The organism is Yoonia maritima (assembly GCF_003003285.1).
GTDB classification, from domain to species: Bacteria; Pseudomonadota; Alphaproteobacteria; order Rhodobacterales; family Rhodobacteraceae; genus Yoonia; species Yoonia maritima.
In genome coordinates this window covers 93,191-110,988 of record NZ_PVTP01000007.1, presented here as the reverse complement: position 1 = coordinate 110,988, position 17,798 = coordinate 93,191, and the positions used below count along the sequence as shown (strand labels likewise).

The 17,798-nt window shown below is 52.6% G+C and carries 21 protein-coding genes; 7 read left to right on the top strand and 14 right to left on the bottom strand.

Annotated elements, in window-relative coordinates; genetic code table 11:
- The first annotated feature begins 43 nt into the window (after positions 1-43).
- Genes CLV80_RS11610 through CLV80_RS11600 form a run of 3 tightly spaced genes read left to right on the top strand, consistent with a single transcriptional unit; the run spans position 44 to position 2,152 of the window.
- Positions 44-538, top strand: a complete 495-nt coding sequence (locus CLV80_RS11610; RefSeq protein ID WP_106358095.1) for a GNAT family N-acetyltransferase — start codon at positions 44-46, stop codon at positions 536-538.
- Positions 539-541: 3 nt separating this feature from the next.
- Positions 542-1,372: a DMT family transporter gene (locus CLV80_RS11605; protein ID WP_106358094.1), complete on the top strand. Its 831-nt coding sequence runs from the start codon at positions 542-544 to the stop codon at positions 1,370-1,372.
- Positions 1,373-1,420: 48 nt separating this feature from the next.
- Positions 1,421-2,152 carry an esterase/lipase family protein gene (locus CLV80_RS11600; protein WP_106358093.1) on the top strand — a complete coding sequence of 244 codons (732 nt, stop codon included), beginning with the start codon at positions 1,421-1,423 and terminating at the stop codon, positions 2,150-2,152.
- Here CLV80_RS11600 and CLV80_RS11595 read toward each other — a convergent pair.
- The 3 genes from CLV80_RS11595 to CLV80_RS11585 form a co-directional block, all read right to left on the bottom strand.
- Positions 2,149-3,222, bottom strand: a complete 1,074-nt coding sequence (locus CLV80_RS11595; protein ID WP_106358092.1) for a 5-(carboxyamino)imidazole ribonucleotide synthase — start codon at positions 3,220-3,222, stop codon at positions 2,149-2,151. The two genes, CLV80_RS11600 and CLV80_RS11595, sit on opposite strands and share 4 nt — an antisense overlap.
- Entirely contained in the window at positions 3,215-3,703 is a 489-nt protein-coding gene (purE, locus tag CLV80_RS11590) for a 5-(carboxyamino)imidazole ribonucleotide mutase (protein WP_106358091.1), read from the bottom strand. Before purE ends, CLV80_RS11595 begins: the two co-directional genes overlap by 8 nt.
- 69 nt (positions 3,704-3,772) lie before the next feature.
- Positions 3,773-3,991 carry a YdcH family protein gene (locus CLV80_RS11585; RefSeq protein WP_106358090.1) on the bottom strand — a complete coding sequence of 73 codons (219 nt, stop codon included), beginning with the start codon at positions 3,989-3,991 and terminating at the stop codon, positions 3,773-3,775.
- Positions 3,992-4,158: 167 nt separating this feature from the next.
- Between CLV80_RS11585 and CLV80_RS11580 the strand changes: the two genes are divergently transcribed.
- Together CLV80_RS11580 and CLV80_RS11575 are read left to right on the top strand one after the other, a co-directional pair.
- Positions 4,159-4,572 (top strand): Hsp20 family protein, encoded by a 414-nt coding sequence (locus CLV80_RS11580; RefSeq protein ID WP_106358089.1) that lies wholly within the window; start codon positions 4,159-4,161, stop codon positions 4,570-4,572.
- Between the two features lie 5 nt (positions 4,573-4,577).
- Positions 4,578-4,802 carry a DUF1150 family protein gene (locus CLV80_RS11575; RefSeq protein WP_106358088.1) on the top strand — a complete coding sequence of 75 codons (225 nt, stop codon included), beginning with the start codon at positions 4,578-4,580 and terminating at the stop codon, positions 4,800-4,802.
- Between the two features lie 61 nt (positions 4,803-4,863).
- Here CLV80_RS11575 and CLV80_RS11570 read toward each other — a convergent pair whose 3' ends face one another.
- Entirely contained in the window at positions 4,864-6,573 is a 1,710-nt protein-coding gene (locus CLV80_RS11570; RefSeq protein ID WP_243394531.1) for a bifunctional sulfate adenylyltransferase/adenylylsulfate kinase, read from the bottom strand.
- A 265-nt stretch (positions 6,574-6,838) separates the two neighbouring features.
- Positions 6,839-7,780, bottom strand: a complete 942-nt coding sequence (gene trxB / locus CLV80_RS11565) for a thioredoxin-disulfide reductase (RefSeq protein ID WP_106358087.1) — start codon at positions 7,778-7,780, stop codon at positions 6,839-6,841.
- A gap of 165 nt (positions 7,781-7,945) precedes the next feature.
- Here trxB and CLV80_RS11560 point away from each other — a divergent pair, with 165 nt between their 5' ends.
- Positions 7,946-8,446 carry an Lrp/AsnC family transcriptional regulator gene (locus CLV80_RS11560; protein ID WP_106358086.1) on the top strand — a complete coding sequence of 167 codons (501 nt, stop codon included), beginning with the start codon at positions 7,946-7,948 and terminating at the stop codon, positions 8,444-8,446.
- Between the two features lie 42 nt (positions 8,447-8,488).
- Here CLV80_RS11560 and CLV80_RS18655 read toward each other — a convergent pair whose 3' ends face one another.
- The 5 genes from CLV80_RS18655 to ccoN all read right to left on the bottom strand — a co-directional run bounded on the left by CLV80_RS18655 (position 8,489) and on the right by ccoN (position 12,553).
- Positions 8,489-8,635, bottom strand: coding sequence for a hypothetical protein (locus CLV80_RS18655; RefSeq protein ID WP_243394530.1), 147 nt, complete (start codon positions 8,633-8,635; stop codon positions 8,489-8,491).
- Between the two features lie 463 nt (positions 8,636-9,098).
- The gene (gene ccoP, locus CLV80_RS11550) at positions 9,099-9,968 is read right to left on the bottom strand and encodes a cytochrome-c oxidase, cbb3-type subunit III (protein ID WP_207766566.1); all 870 of its coding nucleotides are present in this window, start codon (positions 9,966-9,968) and stop codon (positions 9,099-9,101) included.
- The gene (locus tag CLV80_RS11545) at positions 9,965-10,180 is read right to left on the bottom strand and encodes a cbb3-type cytochrome c oxidase subunit 3 (protein ID WP_106358083.1); all 216 of its coding nucleotides are present in this window, start codon (positions 10,178-10,180) and stop codon (positions 9,965-9,967) included. Before CLV80_RS11545 ends, ccoP begins: the two co-directional genes overlap by 4 nt.
- 12 nt (positions 10,181-10,192) lie before the next feature.
- Positions 10,193-10,942, bottom strand: coding sequence for a cytochrome-c oxidase, cbb3-type subunit II (gene ccoO, locus CLV80_RS11540; protein WP_106358082.1), 750 nt, complete (start codon positions 10,940-10,942; stop codon positions 10,193-10,195).
- Positions 10,943-10,954: 12 nt separating this feature from the next.
- Positions 10,955-12,553, bottom strand: coding sequence for a cytochrome-c oxidase, cbb3-type subunit I (gene ccoN / locus CLV80_RS11535; protein ID WP_106358081.1), 1,599 nt, complete (start codon positions 12,551-12,553; stop codon positions 10,955-10,957).
- 170 nt (positions 12,554-12,723) lie between these two features.
- Between ccoN and CLV80_RS11530 the strand changes: the two genes are divergently transcribed.
- Positions 12,724-13,581, top strand: a complete 858-nt coding sequence (locus CLV80_RS11530) for a universal stress protein (protein WP_243394528.1) — start codon at positions 12,724-12,726, stop codon at positions 13,579-13,581.
- Between the two features lie 556 nt (positions 13,582-14,137).
- Here the strand turns inward: CLV80_RS11530 and fnrL are convergent.
- The 4 genes from fnrL to CLV80_RS11510 form a co-directional block, all read right to left on the bottom strand.
- Positions 14,138-14,857 (bottom strand): transcriptional regulator FnrL, encoded by a 720-nt coding sequence (fnrL, locus tag CLV80_RS11520; RefSeq protein WP_106358079.1) that lies wholly within the window; start codon positions 14,855-14,857, stop codon positions 14,138-14,140.
- 120 nt (positions 14,858-14,977) lie between these two features.
- Positions 14,978-16,492: a phosphate ABC transporter substrate-binding/OmpA family protein gene (locus CLV80_RS11515; protein WP_106358078.1), complete on the bottom strand. Its 1,515-nt coding sequence runs from the start codon at positions 16,490-16,492 to the stop codon at positions 14,978-14,980.
- 12 nt (positions 16,493-16,504) lie between these two features.
- Positions 16,505-16,648: a hypothetical protein gene (locus CLV80_RS18480; protein ID WP_165793373.1), complete on the bottom strand. Its 144-nt coding sequence runs from the start codon at positions 16,646-16,648 to the stop codon at positions 16,505-16,507.
- A gap of 291 nt (positions 16,649-16,939) precedes the next feature.
- Positions 16,940-17,794, bottom strand: coding sequence for a fumarylacetoacetate hydrolase family protein (locus CLV80_RS11510; RefSeq protein ID WP_106358174.1), 855 nt, complete (start codon positions 17,792-17,794; stop codon positions 16,940-16,942).
- Positions 17,795-17,798: the final 4 nt, after the last annotated feature.

The following is a 17,798-nucleotide window of genomic DNA, read 5'->3' as shown; positions in this document are numbered from 1 at the left end:
TCACAGCTAGACGCCGTTGTCACCCACCGTTACCGTCCGGCGAATGAACCTTTTCCAAACACCCGACTTTGCCCGCGACATGAAGCGCGGCGAAGAACCCGCTGTTGATGCGCTACTCGACCTCGCCTTTGGTGGTCCTGATGAATCGCGCCTTGTCGCTGCATTACGCAAATCGCGCGTGATTGCGGGCGAAACCGTACTGCCGATGGATGGTCAGATCATCGGCTACTACGCGCTATCCTATATGGTGAAACCGAAAGGCTGGCTCTGCCTTGCGCCTGTGGCGATTCATCCAGATGTGCAGCGGCGCGGCTATGGCAAACGTATGATAGGCGTGCTGACCGAGTGGGCTCGGCTGACGAAAACGCCTGTGGTCGTTATTGGTGACGCCAAGTTTTACCAAAGCGCTGGCTTTTCATCTGACGCCGCCAAGAACCTGCAATCATCGTATCATATTGAGCACACGCTGCTTGCAGGCGCTGGTGACGCGCAGCCACAACAAACGCTCGTCTACCCTGCCCCGTTTGCGGACATTTAGACTATGAAGCTCTTCTTAGCTGTGGCGCTAACCATGACCGCCTTTGCGGCAAACTCTGTTTTGAACCGGATCGGTGTCGCAAACTATGACATGAGCCCGATGAGCTTTGCTGCGATACGTGTCGCTGCTGGCGCTGCGATGCTTTGGGTTTTGATCGCGCTTCGCAAGACCCCCGCGCCGGTTATCGTATCACCAAAACGATTGGCGGGTGCTGTGGCACTTACCACCTATATGATCGGGTTTTCCTGGGCCTATCAAAACCTTGACGCAGGCGTTGGCGCATTGATCTTATTTGGTGCACTTCAAGTCGTCATCTTCGGTTGGGCCATCATTGAGAAACAGACCGTGTCGGCCCAACGCTGGCTAGGCATGTTCATCGCACTCGGCGGGTTATGCGTTCTGCTATGGCCATCAGAGATCCGCCCGATGCCTGCGGCCAGCATCATTGCGATGATCAGTGCAGCCGTGGGGTGGGGGGCGTATACCTTGTTAGGTAGGCGTGAGGCAGACCCTCTAGGCGCAACCGCGAGCAACTTTCTCTTATGCGTGCCGCTTGTCGCGATCGGCTTCATCAGCCGCGACCCAGTAGCGCCAATGGGGATTGTGACCGCCATCGCAGCGGGCGCTATCACGTCGGGGCTCGGCTATGCATTGTGGTACCGCGTTCTACCTAGCCTTCAGACGACCATCGCAGGCATCGCACAGCTAAGCGTTCCGGTGATCACTGTCGCTTTTGGCGTCCTGTTCTTGGGTGAAACCGTCAGCTTAAAAATGGCCATTGCAGGTGTGCTTGTGCTGGGTGGCATAGCAGTTTCGCTATACGCGCAAAAATGACGTGCCGTTCCCCTTTTACAATGCCAATGCAGTGCTAACTATAATTGCATGAAAACATTCATTGCCGCCGCCCTTAGTCTGTCCGCGACCGCCACTTCGGCACAGGAATGTGTTGTGCTTTTGCATGGGCTTGCCCGAACGGAAATGTCGCTTACCCCGTTGCAGTTGGTGCTCGAGGAAGAAGGCTATCAGGTTGTGAACCGCGGATACCCCTCGACCGAGGCTCCGATCCAAACATTGGTCGATGAATACGTGACCGAAGATGTCGCGGCATGTGGCGATAAACGCATCAACTTTGTGACCCATTCCATGGGCGGTATTTTGGTGCGGCTGTGGCTCACTGAAAACAGACCAGAGCAAATGGGCCGCGTCGTCATGCTTGGGCCACCGAATGCCGGGTCAGAGCTTGTCGATATCTTTGGCGATTTTGAACCCTTTCAATGGGTCAATGGCCCGGCAGGCCTACAGCTCGGCACAGAGCCAGATAGCGTGCCCAATAGCCTTGAATACCTACCCTATGAGATTGGGGTGATCGCTGGTGATCGCACCTTGAACCCGGTCTACTCCGCGCTAATCGAAGGCCCTGACGACGGCAAGGTATCTGTCGCGTCAACCAGGCTGGATGGGATGACGGACCAGATCGTGCTTCCCGTCACCCACACGTTTATGATGAACAACCCTTTGGTCATGGAAGAAGTCCTATTCTTCCTGAAAGAAGGAAGATTCGATCATGACCTCAGCCTGACTGGCGTTATCTTTGGTACGGAAAAGGCAGACTAAGTCGCTGCCTTAACAATCCGGTTCACATGGCCCATTTTACGGCCCAGCTTTACTTCAGCTTTACCATACAGATGGATCGCAGCGTCAGTCAGCGCCAATTCTGGAACGCGGTCCATATCGTCGCCGATCAGGTTTTCCATCACAACGTCCGAATGCCGCGAACCACTGCCCAGCGGCCAGCCAGCCACAGCACGGATGTGCTGTTCGAACTGACAGATCGTGCAGCCGTTTTGTGTCCAGTGACCAGAGTTATGCACGCGTGGCGCAATCTCATTCACGATCAAACCATTTGGCGTGACGAATAGTTCGACACCCATCACACCAACATAATCCAGCGCATTTAGAATATTAGCAGCCAACAGCACAGCATCAGTGCGCTGGCTTGGTGTTAGTTTGGCGGGCACAGTTGTTGTGCGCAAAATACCGTCTTCGTGGACGTTCTCGCCGGGATCATAGCAGGCAACAGCACCATCTGGGCTACGTGCGCCAATGATCGACACCTCGTGGCTAAAACTAATAAAGCCTTCCAAAATGGCGGGCGCACCTGCCATATCGGCCAGTGCCTGATCCGCGTCGTCTGGCGACATAATGCGGGCTTGGCCCTTGCCGTCGTAACCCATACGCCGGGTTTTCAAGATCGCGGGCGTACCGATTTCTGCAATCGCTTTGGCCAGATCATCCGCGTTTCCGACATCCGCAAAAGGTGCGGTTTGCAAACCAAGCCCCTGCAAGAATGCCTTTTCTGTCAAACGGTCTTGGCTTGTTGCCAATGCCTGACGACCCGGATGAATTGGCGCTAAGGATTCAAGTAAATCGAGCGCGCTAGTCGGGATGTTCTCGAATTCGTAGGTGATAACGTCAACAGACTTGCCAAAGGCGGTCAGTGCCTCAACATCATCATAGCTTGCCGTCGTGATTTTGTCTGCGACTTCGCCCGCTGGCGGGTTCGCACCCGGTTCAAAGATGTGAGTTTTGATGCCAAGGCGTGATGCCGCGACAGACAACATGCGACCCAGCTGGCCGCCACCCAAAATACCAATCGTGGCCCCGACGGGCAGCGGTTTATTCATCTGTTGGTTCATCCGGAATAGAGTCTGAAAGTGCTGTGCGCCAAGCATCCAACCGTTCGGCCAGCGCTGGATCTTGCAGCGCAAGAATACCTGCAGCCATCAGGCCGCCATTCTTTGCGCCAGCCGCCCCGATCGCCATTGTCGCAACGGGAAAACCGCGAGGCATCTGCAAAATGGAATAGAGGCTATCAACGCCCGACAGCGCATTTGTCTGAACAGGTACGCCAACAACAGGAACGCGCGTCTTGGATGCCATCATACCCGGTAGGTGGGCCGCGCCGCCTGCCCCGGCAATGATAACCTGCAGACCACGATCAACCGCTGTCTTACCGTAATCCCACAGTCGATCAGGTGTGCGATGCGCCGAAACGATTTTCGCCTCGTAAGGAACACCCAATTCATCGAGGACTTCCGCCGCTTCTCGCATGGTGGGCCAGTCCGACTGACTACCCATAATAATGCCGACCAAAGGTTGCGTCATACTGTTCTTATCCTCGGTTTCAAAAGGAAGCGGCACTATAGCCAAGGCGGTCAAACCTGCAACGGCCTATCAGGCGATAATATCAGGCAAAATGCGGTCTTCTAGTGCGACAATACGATCCTTGAGCATCAGTTTCTGTCGCTTAAGGCGCTTTAACGTCAACATATCCGCCGTCGGATTTTCATGCAGCGCCCCGATTGCAGTATCCAAGTCACGGTGCTCTTGTCGCAAAACTTCCAGTTTGACGCGCAAAACCTCAATCTGGTCCATTTTTGCCGAGTTATTCATCGAAAGTGCACCCAATTTTCATTCGTTAACTGGTCTATAGATAACGACGCGAAAGAAATCATCCAAATACTTACCCTTGATCAATTCGTCTTTGCCCCCCATATTTTTAGAAAGGTTGCCGAAATCGGGACCAAAACGCGACAGTCGCTTAATGAAGGGCATGTCTTATGACGAAATTGGCTTTGGGAACCCATCCGTTCCTTTTGGGGTTTGAACAGTTGGAAAGGCTGGTCGAACGCACCGCTAAAAACGGAAACGACGGATACCCGCCTTACAACATCGAACAGACATCGGATAATTCTTACCGCATCACATTGGCTGTTGCGGGATTCGCCGAAAACGATCTCGCTATTACCGTCGAAGATAATTCGCTGGTTATTCGTGGGCGGCAAGATGACGATGCCGAAGGACGTATCTATATGCATCGCGGCATCGCGGCCCGCCAATTCCAGCGCGCATTTGTGTTGGCTGACGGTGTCGACGTAGGCGAAGCCGTTATGGAAAACGGTCTGTTGCATGTGGATCTTACGCGCGCGGTCCCTGACCGCGTCGTACAAACAATAAATATTCGGAAAGGATAAACGCCATGGACACGAAATTCGATATCAACGAGCTGGCATCAGACATCGTATACGTGAAGCCCGTCCTAGCAGCGGATCTGCCCGAAGACATGCGCGAACAGGTCGGTGATTTGGAAACGCTATTTGCAGTGCACAATGCCGAAGGTGAACAGCTGGCGCTGGTTGCAAACCGCAAGCTGGCGTTCCACCTCGCCCGCGAAAACGACATGAACCCAGTGACGGTTCACTAAACGGAAATAATTAGGCCAGCCTAATCAATGGGCTGGCCTGAAATTTACGATAAGCGATGGATTAGCCTTTAATTAGGCCCATACTCTCCAGCTTCAGGATCACCTGATGCGCGCAGTTATCCACTTCGACACTTTCGGTCTCAAGACTGATCTCAGGGTTTTCTGGCACGTCATACGGGTCTGAAATACCTGTGAACTCCTTGATCTTGCCTTCGCGCGCTAGCTTGTACAGCCCCTTACGGTCACGGCGTTCGCATTCCTCGATCGACGTTGCAACGTGCACTTCGATGAAGGCACCAAACTGTTCGATATCCTCACGAACGGCACGGCGTGTTGACGCGTAAGGCGCGATTGGCGCACAGATCGCGATACCACCGTTTTTGGTAATTTCAGACGCCACATAACCGATGCGACGAATGTTCAGGTCGCGGTGCTCTTTGCTAAAGCCCAGCTCGGACGAAAGGTTCTTACGAACGATATCGCCATCCAGCAATGTGACCGGGCGACCGCCCATTTCCATCAGCTTTACCATCAACGCGTTTGCAATTGTAGATTTACCAGAACCAGAGAATCCAGTGAAGAACACGGTAAAGCCCTGCTTGGCCCGTGGTGGACGTGTCTTACGCAGTTCTTCGACCACAGTCGGGAAGCTGAACCACTCTGGAATTTCCAATCCTTCGGCCAGACGGCGACGCAGTTCGGTGCCCGAAATATTCAGGATTGTAACATCATCCTTGTCTGCGATCTCATCGGCTGGTTCGTATTGAGCACGGTCCTGCACATAAACCATGTGCTTAAAGTCGACCATTTCGATGCCCATTTCTTCTTGATGCTCGCGGAACAGGTCCTGCGCATCGTATGGGCCATAGAAATCGTCACCAGCCGAGTTCTTACCCGGGCCAGCGTGATCGCGACCAACGATAAAGTGGGTGCAGCCGTGGTTCTTACGGATCAGACCATGCCAAACCGCTTCACGTGGGCCAGCCATGCGCATTGCAAGGTTTAGCAAAGACATCGCTGTTGTGGATGCTGGGTATTGGTCCAGAACCGCCTCGTAGCAGCGCACGCGCGTAAAGTGGTCGATATCGCCCGGCTTGGTCAGGCCAACAACTGGGTGAATCAACAGGTTCGCTTGTGCTTCTTTCGCTGCGCGGAACGTCAGCTCTTGGTGCGCACGGTGCAGCGGGTTACGTGTTTGGAACGCAACAACCTTGCGCCAGCCCATTTTACGGAAGTAGGCACGCAGTTCATTTGGCGTGTCACGACGCGCACGGAAGTCATAGTGAACCGGCTGTTGGATACCCGTTACAGGACCGCCAAGGTAAACAGCGCCCGCATGGTTATGCAGATAGTTCACCGCCGGGTGTGCCAGATCATCAGCGCCAAATACTTTTTCAGCTTCGCGCGACTTGTTTGGCACCCATTTATCGGTGACAGTCATCGTCGCAAGGATAACCCCTTCTTGGTCACGCAATGCAATATCTTGACCAAGTTCGACCGTTTCAGCGAATTTTTCGGTAACGTCGAGCGTGATTGGCATAGGCCAAAGCGTACCATCAGCAGTACGCATGTTCTCAACAACGCCATTATAGTCTTCCTCAGAAAGAAAGCCCTTAAGCGGGTTAAAACCACCGTTCATCAGCAGTTCAAGGTCACAAATCTGGCGCGGTGTAAGATCGTGGCTGATCAAATCACCTGCGTCGGCTTTGAGTTTCTGTGCGCTGTCATAGGACACGTATAGTTCGGGGATCGGAGCCAGGTTTTGCGGCATGATTACTCTCTGACAATTAATATGCAATTTGAGGCGGGCATAGACCCGCACCACGGGCATTGTCTAGCATAGCACAACAAAAAAGACAGGCGTTCGCATCTTCAGCAAGGCGATAGAACCAAAGCGGCTACTAAGCGCCACAAATGGACTTTAGGTCTTTCAGTTTGGGTCGCGGATGAACGCGTTACTGATCTCATTGTCCACGTAACAAAAAATGCCGGACATTACGCCCGGCATTTTATTATCATTCAATTGTCGTTAGCCGTTATTCTTGCTCGGCTAAGAAGCGTTCCGCGTCAAGCGCAGCCATGCAGCCCATCCCGGCAGATGTCACTGCCTGACGGTAAACGTGGTCAGTCAAGTCGCCAGCCGCGAATACACCGGGAATCGCTGTGCGTGTGCTGCCCGGTTCAACCGCGACATAACCACCGCTGTGTAGTTCAAGCTGGTCTTTGACCAGTTCAGATGCAGGCGCGTGGCCAATCGCGATAAAGACGCCTTTGGCCGGGATATCTGTGATCTCACCAGTGGTAGTGTGCTTAACTTTGATCCCTTCGACGCCAAGCGGGCTGTCTGTGCCATAGACTTCGTCAACTTCATGGAACCAAAGGGTTTCAATTTTCGGGTTCTTCTCTAAACGATCCTGCAGGATTTTTTCAGCGCGCAGTTCGTCGCGGCGGTGGATCAGAGTCACTTTGGATGCAAAGTTGGTCAGGAACAATGCCTCTTCCACGGCAGTGTTGCCGCCACCAACAACAACGATTTCTTGACCGCGATAAAAGAAACCGTCGCAGGTTGCACAGGCGCTAACGCCAAAACCCTTGAACTTTTCTTCGGTCGGAAGGCCCAGCCATTTCGCACGTGCGCCAGTGCATAGAATCACAGCATCGGCAGTATAAACTGTGCCGCTGTCAGACTTTGCCGTGAATGGGCGGTTTTGCAAATCCAGCTCAGTAATGATGTCGCCGACAATCTCGCAACCCATCGCGCGGGCGTGTGCTTCCATGCGAACCATCAGGTCTGGACCTTGGACTTCGGTATCACCCGGCCAGTTTTCGACTTCGGTTGTTGTGGTCAATTGGCCACCGGGCTCAATGCCTTGCACTAGGATTGGTTCCAGCATGGCGCGGGCCGCATAGACCCCCGCAGTATAGCCAGACGGACCAGAGCCGATGATCAGAACTTTGGTGTGACGGGTATCGGACATGATTGGCCTCTTTTAAATGAATCCGCTTTGATATAGCGGTGCGCGTCCCGGGTTAAAAGACCGCGCATAGCAGGAATGCGCCGTACATTTATTACCGAGCATTGAAATAATATTGCGCTAACACCCACAACTGCGTAGTATTTGAAAAAATACAGAGGATCCCCGATGCCGGGCACTAAACTTGACGAAATTGACCGAATGATTCTGGCGGAACTGCAGGCAGACGGGCGTATGACAAATGTTGAATTAGCAAAACGCGTCGGCATTTCTGCGCCACCGTGTCTACGTCGTGTACGAACGCTGGAAGAACAAGGGTTTATCCAAGGCTACCACGCAGAGGTCAACTCGCGTGAGCTAGGCTTTGAGGTGCAAGTTTTTGCGATGGTCGGCTTGGTGAGCCAAGCCGAAATCGACCTCAGTGCATTTGAAAAACGGTGTGCTGGCTGGCCGCTGGTTCGCGAATGCCACATGCTGAATGGCGAGGTGGATTTCATCCTGAAATGCGTCGCACCTGATTTACGGACATTCCAACGGTTCCTGACCGAGGAATTGACCAGCGCTGACAACGTCGCATCTGTAAAAACATCACTGGTCATCCGTGGCGCAAAAGACGAACCCGGCGTTCCATTTGACGTGCTCGAAGCGCGGCTTGCACAAGAAGCCTAGAAACAGTGTGGCAACGTTAACTTGTTGCCACACTACATTAGATCAGCACTCGAGCGGGACCTGGACCGGGTTCGGCGTCAACTCTTGAGACGCACCTGTAGCCGCATCAACACCTAGACCAATCACGCCACCAACCAAGACGTTTCCAGCCAGCGCAGCGCCACCACCATTCGCAGTTTTATGTGTCACATTGACATTCACTGGACGACACCCAGGCTTAGCAATCGAAACTACAAACTCTGAACGTCGAGGCATTTTAATCGCACATGGCGTGCTGGCGCAGCTAAATCCATTACTTGTCTGGACCTGTGCTCCAGATGGTGTTGTGTTGACATTCAATACGTCATTCGTCCCACGCGTGACCGTCGCGCAACCGGACACAGATACAGCGGCACATAGAATAATAGTTGATATAAATTTCACTTAACTTTTCCTAACCTTTAATAGACGTTTTTTAGCGCCCCCACTGGCCGACTAACCTAGCTAATCACACAGCAGCAATTCCACTTGGCCGGAATTTCAAAAATCAATACATCCTGTAGTAGCCAAGCGACAACTCGCTCAACCAAAAAAGGGCACCCATTTGCGTGGGTGCCCTTCCTTCACTGGGTACGTACCGTTGCGCGAACAGATGGTACGGTGCCTGTGATCTTTATTCGCCGCCGCCTAATTGATGGACATAAGCGGTAACCGCTTGAATTTCAGCTTCTGTTAGACGCGTACCCCAGTTAGGCATCACACCAAAACGGGCATAGCGCACGGTTTCCTCTAGCGTCGCAGCGTCCCCACCATAAAGCCAAATGGCGTCGGTCAGATTTGCTGCGCCCATATCCCTGTTTCCAGCACCGTCATCTCCGTGACACGCGGCACAATTATCATAGAAAATTACGCCGCCTGTTTCGGCTAACGCCGCATCATGGTCTTGATTGGAAATAGCCAGCACATGCTGCACTACCGCGTCGATTTCATCATTGGTCAGTACCTCATCAAACGCTGTCATCTCAGAATAGCGCGCATCCCAGTCTTCCTCGTTTCGGATACCGTGACGGATAGTGTAGCTGATGTTTTCAAAATCACCGCCCCACAGCCAATCATCATCAAGCAGGTTGGGGTAACCCTTTGAACCCGCGGCACCTGAACCATGACACTGCGAACAGTTATTGCGGAACACCGCAGCCCCAGCCGAGGTCGCATATCTCATTAGCTCTTCGTTGTCAGACAAGGTCACAAGATCGGCTGAAGCCAACTCTGCTGAAATTCCAGCGTTAGCTTCTTCAAACCTTGCAATATCTGCGGCCACCTCTGCGCGCGTTGAGTAGCCAAGCACCCCCGCTGTCGCACCAGAAATCATTGGCCACGCTGGATAAGCAATCGAATATCCGATGGCCCAGACAATGCATAAATACAAAGTGTATAGCCACCACCGTGGGAGCGGATTGTTCAGCTCTTTGATACCATCCCAACTGTGACCTGTTGTGTCAGTACCTGTAATTTCATCGATATCTGTTTTATCGCTGCTCATGATTGCAGCTCCTTGGTCTTTGGCCGTTCTTCGGCAGGCGCTTCCACGCTGCCCGGCTTAACTTCGTTTCGAAAAGGGATGCTTGCGGTTTCGGCATGAACCTTGGCGCTGCCGGGCCGGAACGCCCATACAATGACCCCAAGAAAGAACAGTGTCATCGCCAGTAGAACCCAGCTATCGGCGAGTTGGCGTAAGAATGAATAGGTATCCATTGTTAGTGCTCCTTAGCGGCTGGCGTCTGGGGTGAAGGTCGAGAAATCAACCGTCGTACCCAGCATTTGCAGATAGGCCACAAGCGCATCCATTTCAGACACGCCGGGCGCGCCGTCAAAGTTACGGATTTGCGCTCCGGGATAGCGTTCAAGCAGATCATCATAAGAGTCACTGTCGGGATCAATCTGTGCCAAGACGTCAGATGCGGCGACCTCAATCATCTCTTCGGTATAGGGAACACCGACAATCCGATGGGTTGCCACGACGTCTGCCGCGTATTCAGCGTTTACAGAGACATCCATCAGATAACCGTATCCCGGCATCACCGATTCAGGCACCACGGATTGCGGATCAATTAGGTGATCCACATGCCAAGCATCTGAATACTTGCCGCCAACACGGGCCAGATCAGGCCCTGTGCGTTTTGAACCCCATTGAAACGGGTGGTCATACATCGATTCAGCTGCCAGCGAATAATGGCCATAGCGTTCGACCTCGTCACGCATCGGGCGGATCATCTGGCTGTGACAGACATAGCAGCCTTCGCGTACATAGATATCCCGCCCCGCCAGTTCTAGCGGGGAATAGGGGCGCACGCCTTCGACTTTCTCGATCGTATTTTCAAGATAGAACAAAGGCGCAATTTCCACGATTCCGCCGATGCTCACGACAAGTAAGGAGCTGACAAGTAGCAAGGTCGGGCTACGTTCTAGTATCCCATGCTTTGCCAGAAAACCTTTGGTTGGAGTTGTATCAGACATTGTTTCTGATCCTTATTCTGCTGGGACGCCAACAAAGGCTTTTTGGCGTGCGCCACCTTTGGCGGTCATAAAGATGTTCCAAGCCATGATCAGTGCACCAGTCAGGTACATGACCCCACCTAGCCCACGGACAACGTACATCGGGAACTTGGCGGAAACGGTGTCGGCAAAGCTGTTCACAAGGAAACCATTGGCATCGACTTCGCGCCACATCAGGCCTTCCATGATACCGGTGACCCACATGGACGCCGCGTAAAGAATGATACCGATTGTGGCCAACCAGAAGTGCCAGTTGATAGCCGACATCGAATGCATCTGCGCGCGGCCCCAGAGTTTAGGTGTTAGGAAATACAATGCCGAGAATGTAATCATTCCGTTCCAACCCAACGCGCCAGAGTGCACGTGTCCAATTGTCCAGTCGGTATAGTGTGACAGGCTGTTCACGGCGCGGATCGACATCATCGGTCCCTCAAAGGTGGACATGCCATAGAACGCGAGACTGATGACCATCATCCGAATGATCGGATCGGTGCGCAGCTTGTCCCATGCCCCTTGTAGGGTCATCAGGCCGTTGATCATACCGCCCCAGCTAGGCATCCAAAGGATGATCGAAAACACCATGCCCAGCGTCGATGCCCAATCAGGCAGCGCGGTATAGTGCAGGTGGTGTGGACCAGCCCAGATATATAGGAAAATCAGCGCCCAAAAGTGAATGATCGACAGCTTGTAACTGTAAACAGGGCGCCCCGCTTGTTTGGGCACAAAGTAGTACATCATGCCCAAGAAGCCGGCGGTCAGGAAAAAGCCCACAGCGTTGTGGCCGTACCACCACTGGGTCATAGCGTCTTGGACGCCTGCAAATAGCTGCACAGATTTGCTGCCCCAGATACTGACCGGGACGGATAGGTTGTTCACAATATGCAGCATCGCCACGGTAATGATGAACGACAGCAGGAACCAGTTTGCGACGTAGATGTGTTTTTCTTTGCGCTTAAAGATCGTGCCTAGATAAACAGCCAAGAATGCGACCCAAACAATGGTCAACCAGATATCAACGTACCATTCAGGCTCTGCGTATTCCTTTGATTGGGTTGACCCAAGCAAATAACCTGTCGCGGCAAGCACGATAAACAAGTTGTACCCCCAAAACACAAACCACGACAGGTTTCCTCCCCACAATCGCGCACCGCATGTGCGTTGCACGATGTAGAAGGACGACATGATCAATGCGTTGCCACCAAAGGCAAAAATCACCGCGCTTGTATGCAGTGGACGCAACCGGCCAAAATTTCCGAAGGGTTGCAGGAATTCAAAATTCAGCGATGGAAATGCCAGTTGAAACGCAATGACCACACCAACAAGGAAACCAACGACGCCCCAAAACGTGGTCGCAATGACCCCCGCCCGTACAACGTCATCCATATATCCATCGGTCGCGACCGCCCTAACCGGTTCATCAGTCAAGCGCAGCGTACGCACAAACAAAAAACCCGACACCAGCATAATGATGATCGCATGCACAACATAGGCGACATCTCTTCCCCAGTTTGCGCCAATAGCCGCAATCAGGGTGATTAGCCCTAAGACGACCAGCTTAATATAGTTCTCCATCAGAGAATCCTCTTCGTTTGCCACACCCAAAATCTGATGCGACAGCTATTTATGGATTCTCTTTTGCGCGGATGTTCCGCTGGGGTCTTTGACATGGATCAAGACTGAACTACTTGATTTATAGCATGCTGGGTTTAGGGAACGGTTTTGCGCGAACGACCGGACCAACGATGAAATCGATCAAAGGGATGCCAACAATGGCCTATAAGATCATCTCTACTATTCTTACACAAAAAGAAGACGTTGACGGACTGAATGCGGCGATCGCGCTTACCACACGGATGGATGCGCATCTCGACATATACGCAATCACGATCAGCCATTCGGAAACAGGCGGCTATTATATGGGGGCCGAGGCAATGCTTGCTGCCGACCAAACCCGCGAGGCCATTAAACAGCGTGATGTTTTAGAAAAATGGGTAAATGCCGAAATGCAGGGCGAAACTGTACGTTGGTCTTTGCAAGGTGCCGCTGTACAGGGACCAGCCTTATCCAGCTTCCTCGCCCGTAACTTGCGGTTTTCCGACCTTGTAGTAACAGCGCGCCCATACCAAGACAGCGAAGAAGTCGCCGCGATTGTCGAAGCAAGCCTATTTGCAGCCGAACGCCCCGTTCTTATGATTCCAAAAGGCTGCACAGCCCCAGAACCAGGCGGGCGCGTGATCGTCGGATGGAACGATGGCATCGAGGCGATGACCGCAACACGTGCCGCGCTTCCATTTCTGGCCGAAGCGGCACAAACCGACATCTGTATCATTGATCCACCCGTCCGCGCCGCCGATAGATCAGACCCCGGAGGGGCGGTCGCACAGTATTTAATGCGGCATGGAGCAAAGACTCAGGTTGACGTTTTGGCAAAAACAGAGCCAGATATCGCCGAGATACTGTTGCGCCGTACTCGGGAGGTTGGCGCACAGATGATCGTGTCCGGGGCCTATGGCCATTCCCGCCTACGCGAAGCTGTCTTTGGTGGCACAACGCGAAGCTTGCTGGAGATGGCCGACCGACCGATCTTGATGTCGCGCTAAGAACCGCGACACACGTAGGGTGGTCGTGTTTGTGTACTGGGAGGATCACAGGTTGCGCCCACCCTCACCCGAAGTCTTCGGTTCTGAATTGATATAATCGCCTTAACTTATTGCTCCGATGCAAGTTCACGGCGCAAACCTAGTCGTGTTTTTTCTTCCAACGACAAACGAAACGCCCGGTCTAGATGACGTGAATTATCTGGTTGGCGTAATGCGTGGATGATCCAGCATGAGCCAATCTGCTAAGTCGGCCTCGGTCGGCAGGCTTGGTGAATCTAACTGCGCAAATGGGCATAGGGACGCATTTGGTCCGACTGCAGATCCGCTACAGGCCAAATTCCAGTCGCAAACATTCACGATGAAGACGGCCAAAAGCATCACAGTTTAACAGTCCCTTGGTAATCGCACCGTCAGTTAGTGCCACCATCATCGGTAACAACGGAATTAAACCCGCTGCGATCAACTGCGCTTCACGCTGAAACTGCGGTGGTAAACGGCGCTGCAACGCAACCTTAGCCCCGGAAAAACATGCAAGAAAACAACAGGTAACTCTGCCCTAAGCGTCTTCGCCTGTTTCCGCCTTCAACGCATCAATCTGAGGTACGGTGATGTCTCGGCGGTCTGAAAATGCGATTAGGCCATCGCGCTTTAGCGCAGACATCTGACGGCTCACCGTTTCAATCGTCAGCCCCAAGTAATTCGCCATTGTTTCGCGGGTAATCGGCAAAGTGAACGTTGCTTCATCACCTGTTTTTTCCGACAGTTTCGCCATGCGGGTCGCAATCATATATAGCAGGGACGCAATTTTTTCGCGGGCAGTTTTACGGCCCAAAACAAGCATCCATTCGCGCGCGGCATCCAGCTCATCAAGTGTCATTTCCAACAACCGCTGACCAACATGTGGCGTGTCATTGATCAGTCGCTCGAAGGGCTTTCTACGAAAACAACACAGCATAATGTCCGTCTCGGCGACAACGTCACAATCAATCGTTTCACGATGCGGGCGCCCCATGAAATCACCCGGCAATAGCAACCCCACCATTTGCACACGCCCGTCAGGCATTGTGCGCGTCAAACTAGACACACCGGAGACAATCGAGCCCACAAATTCTAATGGATCGCCTGCGAAAAACACCGGCTGTCCAGCCGAGAACGAGCGGTAATATTTGATCTCTTCCAGCTCGCGCATTTCAGCGGGCTCGCATTTGGAACAAACAGCATTATACCGAATTGGACAATCATCACATGACTTCAGCTTTGGGACAGATAATTGCATTTTGGCGGCTCCCGACCTCTTGGCACGAAAATTATGTATGAAATCCGTTTGCAATACTACTCTAAACGCAGAAATGCCCGCCAAATTGGCGGGCACCCTTCACGCAAAGGCACGTGATGCCTAGCGCAGTGTCGAACGGCTGTTTGGCAAACGAAGCCATACTTCGACGCGACGGTTACGCGCGCGACCGATTTTACTATCGTTGCATGACAATGGTAGCAGCTCGCCATAACTTAGCGGCTGTAGGCCAAGTTGCTGAGTTGTTTCAACGTCTAGCGCAGTAGCCAAGATTTCGCGCACAGCACTTGCACGGGCCAGCGCCAAGTCTGTGTTGCGATGACGGTTACCAATCGAGTCAGCGAAACCAACTAACATCACTTCGAGACCAGCAAATTCACCAGCTTCCATCCGCGCAGCAAGTTCTTCAATATTGCGGATAGATTCAACATCTAAGACGCTTGACCCTGTATTGAAGCGGAACGAAACACTTAAGCGATCCGCGTCGCGTAGTTCTTGGATCATGTTAGAATATTGACGCCCATCAAAATCGGGTTCCACAGCAGCGGTGTGAAACAACATCATCCCCATATCTTCAAGCCGCATGCGTTCGAGTTCACGATCAATAAAGTGGCTTTCTTTGATATAAAGCTGCGCATCGCTTGTCAGCGTCCAATCAAGAAATGCTTGAGCTTCTGGGTGTACGCGGCCCGGCGTGGTGTACGCATATAACCGGCGTGAAAGCGCGTAGCCTTCGATCTTCATCCGAAAATCTGTCGGCGGTGACAACAGCCCACATTCCTCATGAATTTCAAGAAGGTTGACGTCGTTTGTGCGTGCAAGCCAGCGCCCAACAAAGCCGATACCACCGCGATCTGCGATGACAGCATCGACCATATCTTGATAGGCGCTCCAGCGTGTTACATCTGCTTTTTCGTCACGCCCGTTTGGACGCACAAGCGCATCCATCATAACCGCGCGGTCGCCCGAGCTTTCGCCGAATGAATTGACTGTGATCGGGAAATCCCCACCTCCGAATTCGATCCAGTTCGTTGCTTCACCGGACCAAATTCGTACAATATCTTCTGCGCTCAGGTTACGTACGGGGTTTTCTGGGTGTGTAATCATGATGATCCCATCAACACCCAAAACCGTTTCGTTCGCCGTGTCACGAAGGTCAGGAATACCCGCCGCCGCAATTTTTACGACATCGCTATCCTTCATACGGCGGTCAGCAACACCAATTGCCGCCACACGATCCGCAAGCGCCGGAAATGCGCTGCCCGATCCGCGTGTTTGCAAATCAATCTCAGCGCGCAATGTACCGTCAGCGTTTACCAAACGAACGATACGTTCCGCTGGATCGTCAGTCGGTAAGATTTCATAAGATGCGCCAACAGATTGCGCATATCCACGCAGCAAGTTTGGGATTAAAGTCGTACCAACAGTCCGCGACCCATAAATACCAAATTCCGGACCAAAGTCGATGTTCTCGACTTCAGTGGTTTCTGAAGCATCCGCAGAGGCACTCCCCTCTGGGCATACAGCACCCAAACAAATAACGCTGTCACGCTGAACCCGCACCGTGCCCAAATCTTGCGTTTCAACAACAAAAGTATCGCCATCGACGGAAAGCATATTTCCAACAATCTACATCGTACCATCCAAAGACTTCAGTTCGACAGGAAGGCTTTGCTGCGCGTTCGCCATGGTTCCGCCCATCACGCCTGCAGCACACACAAAAATACGCGCCAAAGTAGATACTTTGCGCGCATGCACATTAAAATCAGTCATTTTACCCCGTAAATCATTAAATTACACCACCTCCGCAACCAGAGGTCATTTCTTGCAATTCGAAGGACTTAGGGTGTTGCGACGTAACGTAACCAGCCCGCCAAACTGCAGGGCCGTGACTAACGAACGCGCTCCAAATAGCAAACTAAAATTCGACTAAAATGTTACGTTATATGAAAAAATCAACATTCACCCCACAGAAATACAATCTAAGGCTAATGCAGAGCAAGCACATTCACGTTAAGGGCCATCAAGGGTGAAACATCCCCAGATGGCCCTGCACGACGGAATCTACGCCTTAGTGACTTTTTGCTGCTGTTCACCCAGCCCATCAATCCCAAGCCGCATGACTTCGCCACCTTTGAGGTATGTTGGCGGTTTTTGTCCCATACCAACGCCAGGCGGCGTCCCAGTTGAGATCACGTCACCGGGTTGCAACGACATAAAGCGGCTACAATACGCGACAAGGAACGGCACCTTATAGACCATCGTCGCAGTAGAACCGTTTTGGTAACGTTTGCCGTCGACATCCAGCCACATGGACAGGTTATCAAAATCGCCGACTTCATCCGGCGTCACGAGCCACGGACCAGTGGGGCCAAAGGTATCGCACCCCTTGCCCTTGTCCCAAGTACCCGCGCGTTCGATCTGATATTCACGTTCGGACACATCGTTAACCACGCAAAAACCTGCGACATGGTTCATCGCGTCAGCTTCGTCGATGTAGGAACCACCAGTACCGATAACCACGCCGAGTTCGACTTCCCAATCGGTCTTAATTGATCCACGCGGGATCATGACATCATCATTCGGGCCCACCACCGCAGAGGTCCATTTATTGAAGATTACGGGCTCTGGCGGTACATCCAGACCGCTTTCGGCAGCGTGGTCGGCATAGTTCAAACCGATACAGATGAATTTTCCAATGTTGCCAACACATGCACCCAAACGCAGGCTTTCTTGCGGTGTCCCTTGCACAACTGGCAGCGCGTCCATGTCCAGCCCACGCAGCTTATCCATACCTTCGGTGGTCAATGTGTCGCCTGCAATATCAGATACGATGCCCGACAGGTCACGCACCTGCCCCTGATCGTCCAAAAGTCCCGGCTTTTCTTGACCCGCAGGCCCGTAACGCAACAGTTTCATCTTT

What these genes read in the sequence shown, in the direction of transcription:
- CLV80_RS11610 (WP_106358095.1), top strand. Translation starts at nt 44, where the DNA reads ATGAACCTTTTCCAAACACCCGACTTTGCCCGCGACATGAAGCGCGGC.
- CLV80_RS11605 (WP_106358094.1), top strand. Translation starts at nt 542, where the DNA reads ATGAAGCTCTTCTTAGCTGTGGCGCTAACCATGACCGCCTTTGCGGCA.
- CLV80_RS11600 (WP_106358093.1), top strand. Translation starts at nt 1,421, where the DNA reads ATGAAAACATTCATTGCCGCCGCCCTTAGTCTGTCCGCGACCGCCACT.
- CLV80_RS11595 (WP_106358092.1), bottom strand. Translation starts at nt 3,222, where the DNA reads ATGAATAAACCGCTGCCCGTCGGGGCCACGATTGGTATTTTGGGTGGC.
- purE (WP_106358091.1), bottom strand. Translation starts at nt 3,703, where the DNA reads ATGACGCAACCTTTGGTCGGCATTATTATGGGTAGTCAGTCGGACTGG.
- CLV80_RS11585 (WP_106358090.1), bottom strand. Translation starts at nt 3,991, where the DNA reads ATGAATAACTCGGCAAAAATGGACCAGATTGAGGTTTTGCGCGTCAAA.
- CLV80_RS11580 (WP_106358089.1), top strand. Translation starts at nt 4,159, where the DNA reads ATGACGAAATTGGCTTTGGGAACCCATCCGTTCCTTTTGGGGTTTGAA.
- CLV80_RS11575 (WP_106358088.1), top strand. Translation starts at nt 4,578, where the DNA reads ATGGACACGAAATTCGATATCAACGAGCTGGCATCAGACATCGTATAC.
- CLV80_RS11570 (WP_243394531.1), bottom strand. Translation starts at nt 6,573, where the DNA reads ATGCCGCAAAACCTGGCTCCGATCCCCGAACTATACGTGTCCTATGAC.
- trxB (WP_106358087.1), bottom strand. Translation starts at nt 7,780, where the DNA reads ATGTCCGATACCCGTCACACCAAAGTTCTGATCATCGGCTCTGGTCCG.
- CLV80_RS11560 (WP_106358086.1), top strand. Translation starts at nt 7,946, where the DNA reads ATGCCGGGCACTAAACTTGACGAAATTGACCGAATGATTCTGGCGGAA.
- ccoP (WP_207766566.1), bottom strand. Translation starts at nt 9,968, where the DNA reads ATGAGCAGCGATAAAACAGATATCGATGAAATTACAGGTACTGACACA.
- CLV80_RS11545 (WP_106358083.1), bottom strand. Translation starts at nt 10,180, where the DNA reads ATGGATACCTATTCATTCTTACGCCAACTCGCCGATAGCTGGGTTCTA.
- ccoO (WP_106358082.1), bottom strand. Translation starts at nt 10,942, where the DNA reads ATGTCTGATACAACTCCAACCAAAGGTTTTCTGGCAAAGCATGGGATA.
- ccoN (WP_106358081.1), bottom strand. Translation starts at nt 12,553, where the DNA reads ATGGAGAACTATATTAAGCTGGTCGTCTTAGGGCTAATCACCCTGATT.
- CLV80_RS11530 (WP_243394528.1), top strand. Translation starts at nt 12,724, where the DNA reads ATGAAATCGATCAAAGGGATGCCAACAATGGCCTATAAGATCATCTCT.
- fnrL (WP_106358079.1), bottom strand. Translation starts at nt 14,857, where the DNA reads ATGCAATTATCTGTCCCAAAGCTGAAGTCATGTGATGATTGTCCAATT.
- CLV80_RS11515 (WP_106358078.1), bottom strand. Translation starts at nt 16,492, where the DNA reads ATGCTTTCCGTCGATGGCGATACTTTTGTTGTTGAAACGCAAGATTTG.
- CLV80_RS18480 (WP_165793373.1), bottom strand. Translation starts at nt 16,648, where the DNA reads ATGACTGATTTTAATGTGCATGCGCGCAAAGTATCTACTTTGGCGCGT.
- CLV80_RS11510 (WP_106358174.1), bottom strand. Translation starts at nt 17,794, where the DNA reads ATGAAACTGTTGCGTTACGGGCCTGCGGGTCAAGAAAAGCCGGGACTT.